Origin of the sequence: Azospirillum sp. TSH100, assembly GCF_004923295.1 — a bacterium.
In the GTDB taxonomy this organism is placed as follows: Bacteria; Pseudomonadota; Alphaproteobacteria; order Azospirillales; family Azospirillaceae; genus Azospirillum.
Map to the genome: position 1 here is coordinate 406,691 of NZ_CP039639.1, position 17,422 is coordinate 424,112.

Sequence of the window (17,422 nt, forward strand, 5' to 3'; positions counted from 1 at the left end):
AGGTCAGCCCCCCGCCCCCCGCATGCCGGTGCGCTCGCGCAAGCTCCTCTCCAACCGGGCGGCCCCGCGCAGCAGAACCGGCAGAAGCTGGGTCGCCTGATCCCTGTCGCCGTTGCGGCAGAGAACCTCCATCCTCCAGGCAAGGTGCATGACCGCCATGCCGCCGAAACTGCCGGCAAGGCTCGACAGGTCGTGCGCCTCCTGCGCCAGCGCGCGCAGATCGACGGTGCCGGCCTGCATGGCGTCTGCCATTGCCGACAGCCGGTCCAGCCGACTCGAGACATCTTCCAGAAAACTGTCGACGATCAAAGCCAGATTCTCAGAGCCCACCGTCCCGACCAGATCGGTCAGCACGGCCTCGTCCAGGACCTCGTCGCCCAAATCATCGCCATCCTCCTTTCGACTGTCGCCGGTCTCTACCGCGGCGGCCGGGAGGGCGACCGTGCCGATCCAGCGGTCCAGCGCCGACAACAGGCCGGCACGGCTGATCGGCTTTGTCAGATAGTCGCTCATGCCAGCCCGCAGGCACAACTCGCGCGTGCCCGGCATGGCATCCGCGGTCAGGGCGATGATCGGCAGGCTGGCCAGCGCACCACCACCGGCACGGATCGCATGGGCGGCCTCCAGCCCGTCCATCCCCGGCATCTGGACATCCATCAGCACCAGATCGACACCGCCGTGGCAGGCAGCCGCCACCGCCTGCTCCCCATTCTCCGCCACTTCCACTGTATAGCCCAGCCGGCGCAGCAGAGTGGTGGCAAACAGCTGGTTCGTGCGGTTGTCCTCCGCAAGAAGGATGTGGCCACGGCGCGGCGCCTCCGCTGCTGTGGAATCCGGAGACGGCAAAACAGACGTGCTGGGAGCCCCCGTGGCGAACAGCCCTGTCAGGCAAGCGGACAACGAAGTCTGGCGCAGCGGGCGGTTCAGAGTGGCATGGGCCAGGCCAGAGGCCGGTCCGCTTTCGCTGCGCGAGGCCGGTCCCAGTGTGACGATCAGCACCCGCCGTGTTTCCGCCAGCGCCGGCTCGCCGGCGATCGCCGCCAGCAGCGCGTCGCCCCCCATATCCGGCATGGTCTGGTCGGCCAGCACCACGTCGAAAGGCCGGCCACCGGCCACCCCGCGCCGCAACGCCTCCAGCGCATCGGAACCGTTGTCCACCGTGGTCGGCCGGGCCCCCAGGCTGTCGAGCATCGACGCAAGCACGCGACGGTTCACCGCCAGATCGTCGACCACCAGGGCCCGGCGTCCGGCCAGCGGCCGTTCAGCCGGCGTCGGTGCCTCCTCCGCCAGGGCCAGCGGCAGATCGACCAGAAATCGGCTACCGATGTCCAGGCTGCTTTCCACCGCGATGCTGCCGCCCATCAGCTCCGACAGCTGGCGGCAGATCGCCAGCCCCAGGCCGGTGCCACCGAACTTGCGGGTGATCGAGCCGTCCACCTGTTGGAATTTGTTGAACAGGCTCGGCAGCGCCTCGTCGGGGATGCCGATGCCGGTATCGGTCACGGTGATGCGCATCACCAGATGGGCGTCCGTGGTTTCCAGCGCCTCCAGCTCCACGGCGACGGAGCCCTGGTCGGTGAACTTCACCGCGTTGCCGACCAGATTGACCAGGATCTGCCGGATGCGCGTCGGATCGCCCAGCAGCGTCCGGCGCAGCAGCGGGTCGATGTAGAAGCCGATCTCGATCCCCTTCTCGTACGCACGCGGGGTCAGCAGCTCCACCACTCCCTCCACCAGATCGGCAGCATCGAAGGGCAGCGTTTCGATGGTGACCCGTCCGGCTTCCAGCTTGGAGATGTCGAGGATGTCGTTGATGATGGTCAGCAGCGCGTTTGACGAACTGCGGATGGCCTGGGCGAACTGGTGCTGCTCGGGAGTCAGCGGGGTGTCGAACAGCAGCTCCGTCATGCCCATGATGCCGTTCATCGGCGTGCGGATCTCGTGGCTCATCGCCGCCAGGAATTCCGACTTCGCCTGGGTCGCCGCCTCGGCGCGGGCACGCAGGGCGTCGGCCTCCTCGCGGGCGGCGTCCAGCCCTTCGGCCAGCGCGCACATGTCGGCGGCCTGACGCTGCAACTCCGCCTCGAAGCGCTTGCGCTCGGTGATGTCGGTGCGGGTGCAGACCAACGACCCGTTGCTGGTCCGGTTCTCGGCAACGACGATCCAGCGGCCATCGGGCAGTTCGCGCTCGAATGGCATGCCTGGATTGCGGTGCTGGGCCAATTCGGCCTGGATCCACACCTCGTCGCTTGGTCCGTCCGGGTTGCCGGCGAATTCCCCATTGGCGACAGCGGCGCGCAGGATGTCCTCGAACGGGCGACCGGGAGTCATCAGCGGCGCCGTCAGCGGATGGGCTTCACGGTAACGCTCGTTGCACAGGATCAGCCGGTCCTCGGCATCGAAATAGGCCAGCCCCTCCGGCACCGCCTCGATCGCGTCGTCCAGCGTCTGCTTGGCGAGCCGCAGCTCCTCTTCCGCCCGCTTCTCGCGCGTGATGTCGGTATGGGCACCGACCATGCGCACGACCCGACCCTGGGCATCACGGATGTGGATGGCGCGGCTGAGGATGTAGACGGTGTGGCCCTGCTTGTGGCGGAAGCGCTGCACCGCCTCGAATTTCGGGATCAGCCCGGCATTGTAGGCGCGGACCGTCTCCAGTGCTGCGATCCGATCCTCCTCGAAGATCAGGCCGGCCCACATGTCCAGGCTGTTCTCCAGCTCGCCGTCGCGGTAGCCGAGCTGTTCCTTCCAGGTGGGCGAGAACCAGATGCCACCGCCTTCCAGGTTCCAGTCCCAGATGCCGTCCCGTGTCGCCTGGACGGTCAGGTCGAGAAGCTCGCGGTTCGACCGCAGTTCCGCCTCTTCCCGTTTGGAGTCGGTGATGTCCTGGACGACGCCGAGCAGCCCGACCGGCCGGCCGTCGGCCCCGCATTCGGCCATCCCGCGGATGAAGACGTGCCGCAATTCCCTGTTGGGCCGGATGACCCGCATCTCGACCGAAAACCCTTCGCCGGTCTCCCTCGCCCGCTCGGCCAGAGCGGAAAGACGCGGAAGGTCATCGGGATGGTAACAGGTGCGCGACAGCTCCACCGTCGGCGGCTCCTGCCCGGGCGCCAGCCCCATGATGCGGTAGACCTCATCGGACCAGCGGCGGGCGCCGGTGACGAAATCGATGTACCAGTGGCCGAATTGGCCGATCTCCTCGGCAAGATTCAGCAGACGAGAGCGGTCGCTCAGCTCCGCTTCCGCCTGCTCGCGCCGCGCCACCTCGCGGCGCAGCGTCATCTCGTCCACCACCAGCTGGGCGAGCTGGGTCAGCGTTTCCGCCTCGCGCGCGTCGAAGCCATCCCGGGGCGTGTCGTCGATCACGCACAGCGTCCCCAGCCTCTGCCCGTCCGCGACCAGCGGCGCGCCGGCATAGAAGCGGATGTGGGGCGCCCCGGTGACCAGGGGGTTCCCGGCGAAACGCGGATCCTTCGTCGCGTCGGGCACCACCAGAACGCCGTCTTCCCAAATGGCATGGGCGCAGAAGGCGAAATCGCGGTGGGTCTCCGTCGCCTCCAGCCCGACCCGGCTCTTGAACCATTGACGTTCGCGGTCGATCAGCGAAACCAGCGCGATGCGGGTGCGGAAGAAATGCTGGGCAAGCCGCGTGATGTTGTCGAAGCCCGGTTCGGCCGGGGTATCGAGAATGCAGTAGGAGTTGAGAACCGCCAGCCGGCGGCCCTCGTCCGGCGGCAGGGCGGCCGGAATATGCGCCATCACCGCGCCGTCGGCCACTTCCGCACTCACGCAGCCGTCTCCCCGGCGGAGCGGCTTTCGGCGCTGCGCCATTGCTGAAGCTTGCGGTAGATGGTGGAGGGGCTGATCTCCAGCATCAGGGCGGCACGCGGCACATCGTCGCCGGTCAGGCGCAACGCCTTTAGGATCACCTCCTTCTCGACCTGCCACAGCGGCCGCACGGCGTCATCGTCCTCCTCGGGCGTGCCGGCCATCGGGGCCCCGCAGGCGGCGCAGGGAACCGCTCCGGCCTCCGGGCCGCAGAGCGCAGGGCCGCCCATCGGCGGCAGCATGTCCAGCGTCACCTGCGGCCCATCGTTCAGCACAACCACATTGCGGACGACATTCTGCAATTGCCGGACGTTGCCCGGCCAGTCATGGGCGCGCAGCCGCGCCTCCACCTCCGGCGCGAAGGCCGACAGCGCCTTTCCCTCCTCCCGCGCATAGTCGATCAGGAAGCAGCGCGCGATCTCGATCACGTCGTCGCCACGGTCGCGCAGCGGCGGCAGGGCCAGCGGGATGACATGCAGGCGGTAATAGAGATCCTCGCGGAACCGGCCGGCCTGCACCTCCGCCAGCGGGTCGCGGTTGGTGGCGGCGACGAAGCGCACGTCAACCCGCTCCTCCCGGCCGCTGCCGACCGGGCTGACCGTGCCGGTCTGGACGAAACGCAGAAGCTTGCTCTGGAGATCGATCGGCATCTCGCAGATCTCGTCCAGGAACAGGGTGCCGCCGTCGGCCAGCAGCGCCGCACCGGGCCGGTCCCCCGCCGCGCCGGTGAAGGCGCCCTTCACATGGCCGAAGATCTCCGATTCCAGCAAATCCTTGGGAATCGCGGCGCAGTTCAGCGCGACAAAAGCGGCGTCGCGCCGCGGGCTGGCGCGGTGGATGGCCTGGGCCGCCACCTCCTTGCCGGTCCCGCTCTCGCCGGTGATGAAGACGTTGGCGCGGCTGGCGGCCACGCTCTCGATCGTGCGGTAGACCGCCTGCATCTCGGGCGAGCTGCCGATGAAGCCGTGAAAGCGCCCGCGGTCCAAATCCTTGCGGTAGCCCTCGACCATGCGGGCCAGCGCGCGCCGTTCCAGCGCGTTGCGCAGGGTCAGATTCAGGCGGTCGGCGTTGAACGGCTTCACGATGAAGTCGAAGGCGCCGAGCTTCATCGCCTCCACCGCCAGATCGATCGACCCATGGGCGGTGATGATGACCACCGAGACGCTGGAGTCGCGGGCCTGGAGCGCCCGCAGCACCTCCAGCCCATCCATATCCGGCAGCTTCAGGTCGAGGATCACCGCATCGGGCGCCGCCGCCGCCGCGGCATCCAGCGCCTCGCTGCCGCGGGTGCAATGCACGACCTCATGGGACTCCGCGCGCAGGAACTCGATGTAGAGCTTGGCGAGCGGAACCGTATCCTCGATCAGCAGGATCCGGCGCTTCTTGGACGACGGCGCGGGTACGGGCGAAGGGGACGAGGAAGACAAGGGCGGCACTCGGGCAAGCTGGGCGGGCAATCTGGTCGGACAGACGGTGATTATAGATATAAGCCTCAGCTTAACCCGACCAAGGACCTACCGCCAGTCAGGGCAAGCCCACAGGCATAGTACCTTCGTCACAGCAACCTGACGGGAAGCCGCCGCCCTCACACCCCGCTGTCGATCAGGTCCGTCCGCCCGATCCGTCGCAGCGAGACCTGGACACGGGCATTGTGCTCGCGGATTTCACGCAGGGTCTGCAAGGTGAACTCCACATGGGCCTCGGCCGCGGCACTGGCGGCAGCCGCATCGCCGGCCAGCACCGCGTCTGCGATGGCAAGATGCTGTTGCAGCAGCAGGTCGCGCACCCCCGGCCGGGAGTAAAGGTCGGTTCGATTGTAGAACACGTCGTTGCGCAGCAGGTCGGACAGCGTCCGCATGATGTGCAGCATGACGACATTGTGGGCTGCCTCATAGATCGCCAGATGCAGATCGGCGTCGGAGTCCGCCTCTTCCGAACTATCGTCCTTGCCGTGGGCAGCCTGCATGCGGGCGACGATGGCGCGGATGCCGTCGCGATCCAGGTCGGTTGCCCGCTGGGCCGCCAGCCCGGCCGCCGCCGCCTCGATGGAGCGGCGGAACTCCAGATAGTCGAAGGACGCGTCCGGCTTGTTGCGCATCAGCGTCATCAGCGGATCGGCGATCTGCGACAGGAAACTGGCGACATGGGTGCCGCCGCGCCCGGTGACCAGCAGGCCGCGCTCCTCCAGCTTGGCGATGGCGTCGCGCAGCGACGGGCGCGACACGTCCAGCTTCACCGCCAATTCGCGTTCGGCCAACAGCTTCTCTCCGGGACGCAGCGCGCCCTCCAGGATCAGCCGTTCCAGATGCTCGGCAATGGCGTCGGCCAGCTTGGCCGGTTTGATCGTCCCCTGCATTGGGTGGGCGGCCTCTCCCTGCACGTCTTGGTCCTCTTCAATACCGGTGGACGGAACAGGCGTCCAGAGTGGCGGCGGCCGGCGAGGTCGCACCCTTGCCGTCCCCCCTACCAAAGTTGGTCGGCTGGCAAACGATTCAGCCATTGCACAGTCTGGTAAAATATTTTATCCAAAGCTCACCGTATGGATAAGAGATGTCCAGCGCTGCCGGATTGGCAAGGGGTTCTTCCCCAAACCGGCCGGAGCGGAAAGTGCATCCACACGTACCGGGACAGGACGGACCAGCACCCGCAAGGGCGCATCCGCACCGCAAGCATCGGGGCCGCAAGACCCCGGCGGCGGTGAACGCCTCCGCTTCGCCGACCATCCGGCCTTCCCCCGCGCCGCCTTCCAGGCGCGGGCAAGGCGGGGTGCGACCGACTGCGGCTCGCCTTCTCCCGGGACACCGTTCGGACCGACATCACTCCCCGAGAAGGAGACCCCTGACGATGAGCTGGTCGCAAGTCTACGACCCGATGAACAACATCTGGCTGTCGACGCTGTTCGCGTCGCTGCCGGTCCTGGTGATGCTGGGTGGTCTCGGCATCTTCCACATGAAGGCGCATCGCGCCGCCCTGCTGGGTCTGGCGACCGCGCTGGCGGTGGCCGTCGCCGTGTTCGGCATGCCGATGGCGATGGCGGGAAAGACCGCGCTGCTGGGTGCGGCTTACGGCCTGCTGCCGATCGGCTGGATCGTCATCAACATCATCTTCCTCTATCACCTGACCGAGCAGCGCGGGCAGTTCAAGATCCTGCAGGAAAGCATCACCGGCATCACCAACGACCGAAGGCTCCAGCTCCTGCTGATCGCCTTCTGCTTCGGCGCCTTCTTCGAGGGGGCCGCCGGCTTCGGTACGCCGGTCGCCGTGACCGGCGCCATGCTGATCGGTCTGGGATTCACCCCGCTGGCCGCCTCGGGCCTGTCGCTGATCGCCAACACCGCCCCGGTCGCCTATGGCGCGCTGGGCACCCCGGTGCTGGCGCTGGCGGCGGTCACCGGCCTGCCGCTGCTGGACCTGTCGGCGATGATCGGCCGTCAGCTGCCCTTCTTCTCGGTGCTGGTGCCCTTCTGGCTGATCGTCGCCTTCGCCGGCTGGCGCGGCATGATCCAGATCTGGCCGGCCATCCTGGTCGCCGGCGTGTCCTTCGCCGTGCCGCAGTATTTCGTGTCGAACTACCACGGCCCCTGGCTGGTCGACGTCGCCGCCGCCATCGTCTCGCTGGTCTCGGTCACCCTGTTCCTGAAGGTCTGGCACCCGAAGGCGATCTGGCACACCTCTGGCGGGGCCTCTGCCCTGACCCAGGGTGTCGGCGCCGCCGTGGTCCAGGGCGAGGCGCGCCGCAACCACGGCTACAGCGCCGCGGAGGTCCGCCGCGCCTGGATGCCCTGGGCGATCCTCAGCGTCCTCGTCTTCCTGTGGGGCATCCCAGAGGTCAAGACCTTCCTCGACGGCGTATCGATCTTCAAGTTCCCGATCGACGGCCTGCACAACATGGTGATGCGCGTTCCGCCGGTGGTGCCTAAGGCCCACCCGGAGGCCGCCGTCTACACGCTGAACTGGCTGTCGGCCACCGGCACCGGCATCTTCATCGCCGCCGTCATCTCCGGCTTCCTGATGGGCTATTCGCCGGTGGCGATGGTGAAGACCTATGGCCGCACCCTCTACGCCATCCGCAACTCGCTGCTGACCATCTCGGCGATGCTGGCGCTGGGCTACACCACCCGCTACTCGGGCCTGGACACCACCCTGGGCCTCGCCTTCGCCAACTCCGGCTTCCTCTACCCGTTCTTCGGCACCTTCCTGGGCTGGCTGGGCGTGGCGCTGACCGGGTCGGACACGGCATCCAACGTGCTGTTCGGCAGCCTGCAGAAGGTGTCGTCGGAACAGCTCGGCCTACCGCCGACGCTGATGGCCGCCGCCAACAGCTCGGGCGGCGTGATGGGCAAGATGATCGACGCCCAGAGCATCGTCGTCGCCGCCGTCGCCACCAAGTGGCATGGGCATGAGGGCAAGATCCTGCGCTTCGTCATCTGGCACTCGCTGGCGCTGACCGCGCTGGTCGGCCTGCTGGTGATGGCCCAGGCCTATCTCTGGCCCTTCACCATGATGGTGATCGGCCGTTAACCGGCCGATCACTTCAACCTCACTACCTCCTCCCCCCAGCAGGAGACGCCGCCAATGCTGCCCGCCCCTTACGACCGCGTGCTGGCCGAGCTTCAGTCCGTCATCCCGCAGGCAAGGCTGGTCACCGACCCGCTGCGCACGCTGGCCTATGGTACGGATGCCAGCTTCTACCGGCTGATCCCGAAGATCGTGGCGCTGGTGGAGACGGAGGAGGAGGTGGTGCGGCTGCTGCGCATCACACGCGGCCACAAGGTTCCGGTAACCTTCCGCGCCGCCGGCACCAGCCTGTCGGGGCAAGCGGTCAGCGACAGCGTGCTGGTGGTGCTGGGCGACGGCTGGCGGAGCTGCACAATCGGTCCGGCGGCTGCCACCGTCACCCTGCAACCCGGCGTGATCGGGGCGGAGGCGAACCGCCGCCTCGCCCCGCTGGGGCGCAAGATCGGTCCCGATCCGGCCTCCATCGCCACCGCGAAGATCGGCGGCATCGCCGCCAACAACGCCAGCGGCATGTGCTGCGGCACCGCGCAGAACAGCTACCGCACGCTGGAATCGATGCGGCTGGTTCTGACCGACGGCACGGCGCTGGACACCGCCGACCCGGACAGCCGCAGCCGCTTCCGCGACAGCCATGGCCCCCTGCTCGACCGGCTGGCGGCGCTTGGCGCCCGTACCCGCGCCGACGGGGCGCTGGCCGGCCGCATCCGCGACAAGTTCCGCATCAAGAACACCACCGGCTACAGCCTGAACGCCCTGGTGGATTACGAGGACCCGGTCGACATCCTTCAACACCTGATGATCGGGTCGGAAGGCACGCTGGGCTTCATCTCCGCCATCACGCTGCGCACCGTGCCGGAGCATCCGCACAAGGCCAGCGCGCTGCTGTTCTTCCCCGACATCGCCGAGGCCTGCCGCGCGGTGGCCCTGCTGAAGGCCGCCCCGGTCGACGCCGCCGAACTGATGGACCGCGCCTCGCTCCGCTCCATCCAGGACAAGCCGGGCATGCCGCCACAGATCCGCGGCTTCGGTCCCGAGGTGGCGGCGGTGCTGGTGGAGACCCGTGCCGAGAGTGCCGCCGCGCTCGACGCCAACGTGGTGCAGATCGCCGCGGTGCTGGCCGGCTGCGCCACCATCGGCGATACCCGCTTCACCACCGACGCCAAGGCCTGCGAAGGCTTCTGGAAGATCCGCAAGGGCCTGTTCCCGGCGGTCGGGGCCATCCGCCAGACCGGCACCACCGTCATCATCGAAGATGTCGCCTTCCCTCTGCCCCGGCTGGCCGAAGCGACGCGCGAGTTGCAGGCGCTGTTCGTCCGCCACGGCTATCACGAGGCGATCATCTTCGGCCACGCGCTGGAAGGGAACCTGCACTTCGTCTTCACCCAGGCCTTCGACAGCCAGGAGGAGATCGACCGCTACCGCCGCTTCATGGACGATGTCGCGGAGCTGGTGGTCACCCGCTACGACGGCTCCCTTAAGGCGGAGCACGGCACCGGCCGCAACATGGCCCCCTTCGTCGAGATGGAATGGGGTCCGCAGGCCTATGGCCTGATGAAGGAGATCAAGGATCTCTTCGATCCCGACGGCCTGCTGAACCCCGGCGTCATCCTGAACGGCGACCCGCAGGCCCATCTGAAGAACCTGAAGCCGTTGCCGCCCGCCGACCCGCTGGTCGACACCTGCATCGAGTGCGGATTCTGCGAGCCGACCTGCCCGTCCCACCGCTTCACCCTGTCGCCGCGCCAGCGCATCGTCGGCCGACGCGAAATGGCACGGCTGAATGCTGCCGGTGACGATGCCCCTCGTCTGGCCGAGATCGCCGCCGCCTATGAATACCAGGGTATCGACACCTGCGCTGCCTGCGGCCTGTGCGCCACCGCCTGCCCGGTGGGGATCGAGACCGGACTGCTGATCAAGTCCATGCGCGGCGAGCGGCGCGGCGCGATGGCTCGCAAAGCCGGGGCGCTGGTCGCCGACCATATGGAGGGAACGCTGGGCCTCGCCCGCACCGGCCTGCGGCTAGCCGACCTCGCCCGCCGCACGGTGGGGCATGGCACCACCCAGGCGGCAGCGCGCCTGCTGACCGGCGGCAACCTGCCCTCGCTTCCGCGCAATCTGCCGACTGCGGCGACCTTCTCGCCGCACCCGGACACCACTGCCGCCGACGATGTGCCGACTGTGGTTTACGCCCCCAGCTGCGTCAGCCGGACCATGGGGCCCGCCGCCAGCGATCCTCAGCAGCGCCCGCTGCCCGAGGTCGTCGAATCGGTGATGCACAAGGCCGGCTTCCGCATCCTCTATCCGGAGGCGGCGGACGGCCAGTGCTGCGGCATGCCGCTGGAGAGCAAGGGGTTGATCGAGGCGGCGGATGCCAAGGCCGACGCCATGCTGGCCGCACTGTCCAAGGCAAGCCGCGGCGGCCGCTATCCGGTGGTGATGGACACCAGCCCCTGTGCCCTGCGCCTGAAGAAGCGCCTGACGGACGCCGGCCTGCGCATCCTCGACGTGGCGGAGTTCCTCAGCGAGTTCGCCCTGCCCCGCCTCGACATCGCGAAGGCGGCGGAGCCGGTGATGCTGCACCTGACATGCTCCACCCGCCGGATGGGGCTGGACGGCGCCCTGACCGCGGTGGCGAAGGCCTGCGCCGAGACGGTGGTGGTCCCGCCGGACGTCGGCTGCTGCGGATTTGCCGGCGACAAGGGCTTCACCACGCCCGAACTCAACGCCCACGCCCTGCGCCACCTGCCGGCCGCGGTGCCGGAGGGCTGCGCGTCGGGCTACTCCACCAGCCGCACCTGCGAGATCGGGCTGTCCGACAAGGCGGGCGTGCCCTACCGCTCCATCGTCTATCTGGTCGACGCCTGCGCGACTGCGAAGGTGGAGGAGAGGGTACGGGTGGCGGAACCCGCCTTCTGAACGACGCCCGCCCATAAGAATGCCCGTGAGGAAGCGCCCAATGTCCGCCATTCCCAAACCGACCCGCGTCTATTACTTCGGCACCTGCCTGGTCGACCTGTTCTTCCCCGACGCCGGCATGGCGGGGATCGAGCTGTTGCAGTCGCAGGGCCTGACCGTCGTCTTCCCCCAGGGCCAGAGCTGCTGCGGCCAGCCCGCCTACAATTCCGGTTACCGGACTGAGGCGCTGAAGGTCGCCCGCTCGCAGCTTGACCTGTTCCCCGGTGACGATCCCATCGTCGTGCCGTCGGGCTCCTGCGCCGGCATGATGAAGAAGCACTGGCCCGACCTGTTCCATGGCGAGCCGGACGAGGCCAAGGCGGTACAGGTGTCGTCGCGCGTCTGGGAGCTGACCCAGTTCCTCGTTCATGTGCTGGACGTCCAGCTCACCGACAAGGGCGAACCTGTGCGCGTCACCTGGCATGCCTCCTGCCATGCCCAGCGCGAGATGGGTGTTGTCGAGGAACCGAAGGCACTGCTGCGCCAGCTCGCCAATGTCGAATTGGTGGAGCTGAAGCGGGAGAAGGAATGCTGTGGATTCGGCGGCACCTTCGCCGTGCGCCATCCGGAGATCTCCGCCGCGATGGTCGGCGACAAGGTGGCGGACATCGAGGGCACCGGTGCCGCCCGCGTGGTGTCGGGCGACTGCGGCTGCCTGCTGAACATCACCGGCGCTCTGGAAGCCGGTGCCAAGGCCGCACGCGGCCAGCACATCGCCCAGTTCCTGAAGGAGCGCATCCATGGACGGTAACGCACCGGATTTCGCCGCCGCCTCGCTCGCGGCGTTGGCCGACCCGCAGTTGCGCGGCAATTTCCGCCGCGCCATGGATGGCTTGATGAGCAAGCGCGCCGTCCAGTTCGCCGATGCCGGCGAATGGCATGGCGTGCGGGCACTCGCCGCCTCGGTCCGGCTGCGCGCCCTGTCGAAGCTGCCGGAACTGCTGGAAAAGCTGGAGGAGACCTGCACCCGCAACGGCATCACCGTCCATTGGGCCGCCACCACGGACGAGGCCAACGCCATCGCGCTCGACATCCTGCACCGGGTTGAGGCCAAGCTGGTGGTCAAGGGCAAGTCGATGGTGACGGAGGAGATGCACCTGAACGCCGTTCTGGAAAAGGACGGCATCGAGGTGCTGGAAAGCGATCTCGGCGAATACATCGTGCAGCTGGACGGCACCATGCCGTCACACATCATCATGCCGGCGATCCACCTGAACACCAAGCAGATCGCCCATCTGTTCAAGCGCAAGATCAAGGATGCCGAAAGCCGGGAGGATGCGGCCTATCTGACCGACCTCGCCCGCCGGGTGCTGCGCGCGAAGTTCCAGGCCGCCGATGTCGGCATGTCCGGCGTCAACGCCGCGGTGGCGGAGACCGGCACTCTCTGCCTGATCGAGAATGAGGGCAACGGCCGCATGTGCACCACGGTGCCGCCGGTCCACATCGCCTTCATGGGGCTGGAGAAGGTGGTGGAAAAGCTGGAGGATGTTCCGCCGGTGATCAGCCTGCTGCCACGCTCCGCCACCGGCCAGCCGATCACCACCTACGTCAACATGATCTCCGGCCCCCGCAAACCCGGCGAGCAGGACGGACCGCGCGAGGTGCATCTGGTCATCCTCGACAATGGCCGCTCCGGCATCTACGCCGACCCGGAGCTGCGCGACACGCTGCGCTGCATCCGCTGCGGCGCCTGCATGAACCATTGCCCGGTCTACACCAAGGTCGGCGGTCATGCCTATGAGGCGCCCTATCCCGGTCCCATCGGCAAGATCCTGGTGCCGCAGATCGAGGGATTGGCCAAGCGCGGCGCCATGCCCCACGCCTGCACCATGTGCAACGCCTGCGTCGAGATCTGCCCGGTGAAGATCCCGATCGTCGAGATCATGGGACGGCTGCGGGTGGAGGCGGTGATGCCCGGCGGTGCGGTGAAGGACGGCGGTGCCCAGGCCAGCCGGACGGAAGCGATGGTATGGAGCGGCTGGGCGGCAATGAACGCCTCCCCCACCGCCTACCGCTTTGCGACCGCGGCGATGAGCAAGCTCGGCAACGCGGCACCCTCGTCTCTGCCCATGCTGAAGGAATGGACGAACGTCCGCACCAAGCCGCGCTTCGCCAGCCGCACCCTGCACGACCTTGCCCGCGCCAAGGGGATTCCCGATGTCTGACGCCCGTACCTCGATTCTGAGCAAGCTGCGCACGACGCGCGACGCCCACCCGCTGACCCCGCCGGTGTCGGACTACGCGCCGATTGAGGCCAAGCAGTGGCCGAATGAGGAACGCTTGCCCCGCATCCGCCGCCTGATGGAGGCGGTGCATACGGAGTTCCTCGACGCGACCGAGGCCGACTGGCCGGCGGTGCTGCGGGACTTCCTGGCGCGCGAGGGCGTGGGGTCGCTGCTCTACGCGCCGGAGACGGATGCGGGGAAGCGGCTGGTGGAGGGGTGGAACGCAGGCTCCACCACCCTCATCCCCTACGACCGGCCCCTCGAAAGCCTCAAGCCCCAGCTTTTCGACTCCATCGACGCTGGCCTGACCACCACTCGCGGCGCCATCGCCGAGACCGGCAGCCTGATCCTGTGGCCAACTGCCGAGGAGCCGCGCACCCTCTCGCTGGTCCCACACATCCACATCGCGCTGCTGCGTGCGGATGCCCTCTACGACACTTTCCTACAAGTCATGCGTGAGCAGGAATGGGCGCAGGCGATGCCGACCAACGTGCTGCTGGTGTCCGGTCCCAGCAAGACCGCCGACATCGAGCAGACGCTGGCCTACGGAGTCCACGGCCCGAAGCGGCTGATCGTGCTGGTGGTCCAGCCATGACGGCCCGCCCGCCCAGCGCCCGTCCGACGGCCGAGCCACCGACCCGGCTCTACGAGGCGATCCTGCATCTCAGGCGCCTCGGCCACCGGGTGGAGAAATGCGAAGGGCGGCGTGGGCGACACCGGCTGGATGGGGCCGAGATCACCGACGCCGCCCTTCTTGAGCTGGCGATGACCCGCATCCGCCGTGCGGCTCGGGTCATGTATTCAGATCAGGCGGGACGCACCGCCGCCGGGCGCGACACCGCCACCGCCGGCTTGCGGCCGTAACGCTCGACGCTGAGGCCTTCCATCTCGATGTCGGTCTGACGGCCGCTGACCACGTCGGCGAGAACGCGGGCGGAGCCGGCTGACATTGTCCAGCCCAGTGTGCCGTGGCCGGTGTTGAGATACAGGTTGCGGACATGGGTCGGCCCCAGGATCGGCGTACCGTCCGGCGTGTTGGGGCGCAGGCCGGTCCAGAACTCCGCCTTCGACAGGTCGCCGCCCTTCGGGAACAGGTCGCTGACCACATGGTCCAGCGGGCCACGGCGGCTCTGGCGCAGGGTCAGGTCGAAGCCGGTCAGTTCCGCCGTGCCGCCGACGCGGATGCGGTCGCCCAGCCGGGTGACAGCGATCTTGTGCGTCTCGTCCATCACCGTCGATTCCGGCGCATGGGCGGCGTCGGTGATCGGCAGGGTCAGCGAATAGCCCTTCACCGGATAAACCGGCAGGTCGATACCCAGCGGCTTCACCAGCTTGGGCGAATAGCTGCCCATGGCGACGATGTAACTGTCGGCGGTCAGCGTGCCCTGGTCGGTCAGCACGCCGGTGATCTTGCGCCCGTCGCTCTCCAGCCCGCGGATGGAGACGCCGTAGCGGAACTCCACCCCGCGCTTGGCGGCATAGGCGGCCAGCTTGTTGGTGAACTGGAAGCAGTCACCGGTCTCGTCGCCCGGCAGATGCAGCGCGCCGACCAGCTTGTCCTTCACATGGGCCAGCGCCGGCTCGACCGAGGTCAGGCCGTCGCGGTCGAACAGGCTGTAGGGAACGCCGTAGCGCTCCAGCACCGCCATGTCGTAGCCGGCGGCGTCCATCTGCTTCTGCGTGCGGAAGACCTGGAGCGTGCCCTGGGTGCGCTCGTCATAGGTGATGCCGGTCTCGGCGCGCAGGGCCTTCAGGCAGTCGCGGCTGTATTCGGCGACGCGGACCATGCGGCTCTTGTTCAGCTGGTAGCTCGCCTCGTTGGCGTTGGCCAGCAGCTTCAGGCACCAGGACCACATCGCCGGATCCAGCTTCGGCCGGATCACCAGCGGCGAATGCTTCATCATCATCCACTTGGCGGCCTTCAGCATCAGCCCCGGCGCCGCCCAGGGAGCGGAATAGCCCGGCGACACCTCGCCCGCGTTGGCGTAGCTGGTCTCCAGCGCCGGGCCGGCCTGACGGTCGATCACGGTCACCTCATGCCCGGCGCGCGCCAGATAATAGGCGGTGGTGACACCGATGACGCCGCTGCCCAGAACGATCACGCGCATGAGACTGGCTCCCCGAGGGATGAATGACTTTGCTTGGGGTAGGGTTTCGCAAGGTGCGTGCCAGAAGAAAAAATGGCGGAATTGCTAGGATAAGGGAGGCTTGGCAGGATTCGGAGTGTACACAAATCTTTACAGGCAGAAGGGATTTCGACAGTAGTGTGTTTAAGATCAATGCATTCACGCAGTGTAAAGATTTTGATACGGTGTACCGTTATGTGTACAGTTAGCGTCTAACTCCGACCTCCATCGTCATGCGCATCGAAGTCACCTTCGCCGACCGCGTCGGCATCGCCCATGAGATCCTCGCCGTGCTGGCGCTGCGCCGGCTCAACGTCGTCGGCGTCGAAGTCGACCCGCCGCTGATCCACATCGACGCCCCCGGCTTGGATCCGGCGGCGCTCCCGGCCCTGTCCGACGCGCTGCGCACCATCGTCGGCGTGCAGTCGGTGGCAGCAATCGACATGCTGCCGGGCACGCGGCGGCGGCTTCATCTGGATGCGCTGCTCGCCGCCCTGCCCGACCCGGTGCTGGCCATCGACCGCAAGGGCCGGGTGGTGGTGGCGAGCAGCGCCGCCGCCCAGGTCGCCGGACTGCCGGACTCGCGGCTCACCGGCCTCGATCTCGGCGAGTTGTTCGGCGAGTCAGGCCTGACCCGCGAGCTGACCGACGGCGGCTTCCGCATGTCGGGCCGGGAGGTGACGCTGAACGGCCAGCCCTTCCTGCTGGAGGTCACTCCCATCGTCGATGTGGAGGCGGCAGGCGCCGTCATCACCCTGTTCACCCCGTCGCGGCTCGGCGAGCGGCTCGACGCAATCCAGAATTTCGATGAGGGCGGCTTCGACCGCATCCTGGGCGAATCACCGCCGGTCCGGGCGCTGAAGGCGCGCGCCGCCCGGGTCGCCGCGATGGAGGCGCCGCTGCTGATCCTGGGCGAGACCGGCACCGGCAAGGAGCTGATCGCCCATGCCTGCCACCGTGCCAGCGCGCGCCGCGACAAGCCATTCCTGGCGCTGAACTGCGCCGCCGTGCCGGAGAATCTGGCGGAGAGCGAGCTGTTCGGCTACGCCCCCGGCTCCTTCACCGGGGCGCAGCGCGGCGGCAAGCCCGGCCTGCTGGAACTGGCCCATGGCGGCACCGTCTTCCTTGACGAGATCGGCGAGATGTCAGCCTATCTCCAGGCCAAGCTGCTGCGTTTCCTCAACGACGGCAGCTTCCGCCGGGTGGGCGGCGAGCGCGAGCAGAAGGTTGATGTCCGCGTCATCAGCGCCACCCATCGCTCGCTGGAGGCGATGGTCGCCGACCACAGCTTCCGCGAGGATCTGTTCTACCGCCTGAACGTGCTGACGTTGGATGTGCCGCCGCTGCGGGAGCGCGGGCAGGACATCCTGCTGCTGGCCCGCCACTTCATCGCCCGCGCCGCGGCGCAGGCCCGCCGGCCACCCGGCCGCCTGACCCCGGCGGCGGCGGCGGCGCTGCTCGCCAACCGCTGGCCGGGCAATGTACGACAACTGGAAAACGTGATCTTCCGCGCCGTGACGATGAGCGACGGCGGTTCGCTGGACGCCGCCGATCTGGAACTGGCCGGCGCCGGCATGCAGACGGCGGAGTTGCCGGCGGAGGACGCCGGCAGCTGGGAGGATGCGGTGGAGGGGTTCGAGCGGACGCTGCTGCGCCGGCTCTATCCGCGCTTCCCGTCCAGCCGCAAGCTGGCGGCACGGCTGGACACCTCGCACACCATGATCGCCAACAAGCTGCGGAAATACGGCATCCCAGAGCGATAACGGA

Annotated in this window: 11 protein-coding genes; 7 read left to right on the top strand and 4 right to left on the bottom strand. The window is 67.9% G+C overall.

The features are described 5' to 3' along the window. Positions 1-3 precede the first annotated feature (3 nt). The 3 genes from E6C72_RS29775 to E6C72_RS29785 form a co-directional block, all read right to left on the bottom strand. Complete coding sequence (locus E6C72_RS29775; protein ID WP_247876060.1) at positions 4-3,792, bottom strand: response regulator; 3,789 nt, start codon at positions 3,790-3,792, stop codon at positions 4-6. After that, complete coding sequence (locus E6C72_RS29780) at positions 3,789-5,258, bottom strand: sigma-54 dependent transcriptional regulator (protein WP_109444031.1); 1,470 nt, start codon at positions 5,256-5,258, stop codon at positions 3,789-3,791. Before E6C72_RS29780 ends, E6C72_RS29775 begins: the two co-directional genes overlap by 4 nt. A 158-nt stretch (positions 5,259-5,416) precedes the next feature. After that, complete coding sequence (locus E6C72_RS29785; RefSeq protein WP_109444032.1) at positions 5,417-6,187, bottom strand: FCD domain-containing protein; 771 nt, start codon at positions 6,185-6,187, stop codon at positions 5,417-5,419. A gap of 488 nt (positions 6,188-6,675) precedes the next feature. On the opposite strand from E6C72_RS29785, the gene E6C72_RS29790 reads away from it, so the two are divergent. From E6C72_RS29790 to E6C72_RS29815, 6 genes are read left to right on the top strand one after another with little or no spacing between them, the layout of a single operon-like run. Beyond that, a complete protein-coding gene (locus E6C72_RS29790) occupies positions 6,676-8,352 on the top strand; it encodes an L-lactate permease (RefSeq protein WP_109444033.1) in 1,677 nt (558 codons plus the stop codon). A 54-nt stretch (positions 8,353-8,406) separates the two neighbouring features. Beyond that, positions 8,407-11,265 carry an FAD-binding and (Fe-S)-binding domain-containing protein gene (locus tag E6C72_RS29795; RefSeq protein ID WP_109444034.1) on the top strand — a complete coding sequence of 953 codons (2,859 nt, stop codon included), beginning with the start codon at positions 8,407-8,409 and terminating at the stop codon, positions 11,263-11,265. 40 nt (positions 11,266-11,305) lie between these two features. Next, the gene (locus tag E6C72_RS29800) at positions 11,306-12,055 is read left to right on the top strand and encodes a (Fe-S)-binding protein (protein WP_109444035.1); all 750 of its coding nucleotides are present in this window, start codon (positions 11,306-11,308) and stop codon (positions 12,053-12,055) included. Beyond that, positions 12,045-13,469 (top strand): LutB/LldF family L-lactate oxidation iron-sulfur protein, encoded by a 1,425-nt coding sequence (locus E6C72_RS29805; protein WP_109444036.1) that lies wholly within the window; start codon positions 12,045-12,047, stop codon positions 13,467-13,469. Before E6C72_RS29800 ends, E6C72_RS29805 begins: the two co-directional genes overlap by 11 nt. Beyond that, positions 13,462-14,124, top strand: coding sequence for a lactate utilization protein (locus E6C72_RS29810; protein ID WP_109444037.1), 663 nt, complete (start codon positions 13,462-13,464; stop codon positions 14,122-14,124). Before E6C72_RS29805 ends, E6C72_RS29810 begins: the two co-directional genes overlap by 8 nt. Next, positions 14,121-14,393, top strand: coding sequence for a hypothetical protein (locus E6C72_RS29815; RefSeq protein WP_109444038.1), 273 nt, complete (start codon positions 14,121-14,123; stop codon positions 14,391-14,393). Before E6C72_RS29810 ends, E6C72_RS29815 begins: the two co-directional genes overlap by 4 nt. Here E6C72_RS29815 and E6C72_RS29820 read toward each other — a convergent pair. Beyond that, positions 14,336-15,637, bottom strand: a complete 1,302-nt coding sequence (locus E6C72_RS29820; RefSeq protein WP_109444039.1) for a D-amino acid dehydrogenase — start codon at positions 15,635-15,637, stop codon at positions 14,336-14,338. The two genes, E6C72_RS29815 and E6C72_RS29820, sit on opposite strands and share 58 nt — an antisense overlap. Positions 15,638-15,888: 251 nt before the next feature. Between E6C72_RS29820 and E6C72_RS29825 the strand changes: the two genes are divergently transcribed. Then, positions 15,889-17,418 (top strand): sigma 54-interacting transcriptional regulator, encoded by a 1,530-nt coding sequence (locus E6C72_RS29825; RefSeq protein ID WP_109444040.1) that lies wholly within the window; start codon positions 15,889-15,891, stop codon positions 17,416-17,418. The last annotated feature ends 4 nt before the right edge of the window (positions 17,419-17,422 follow it).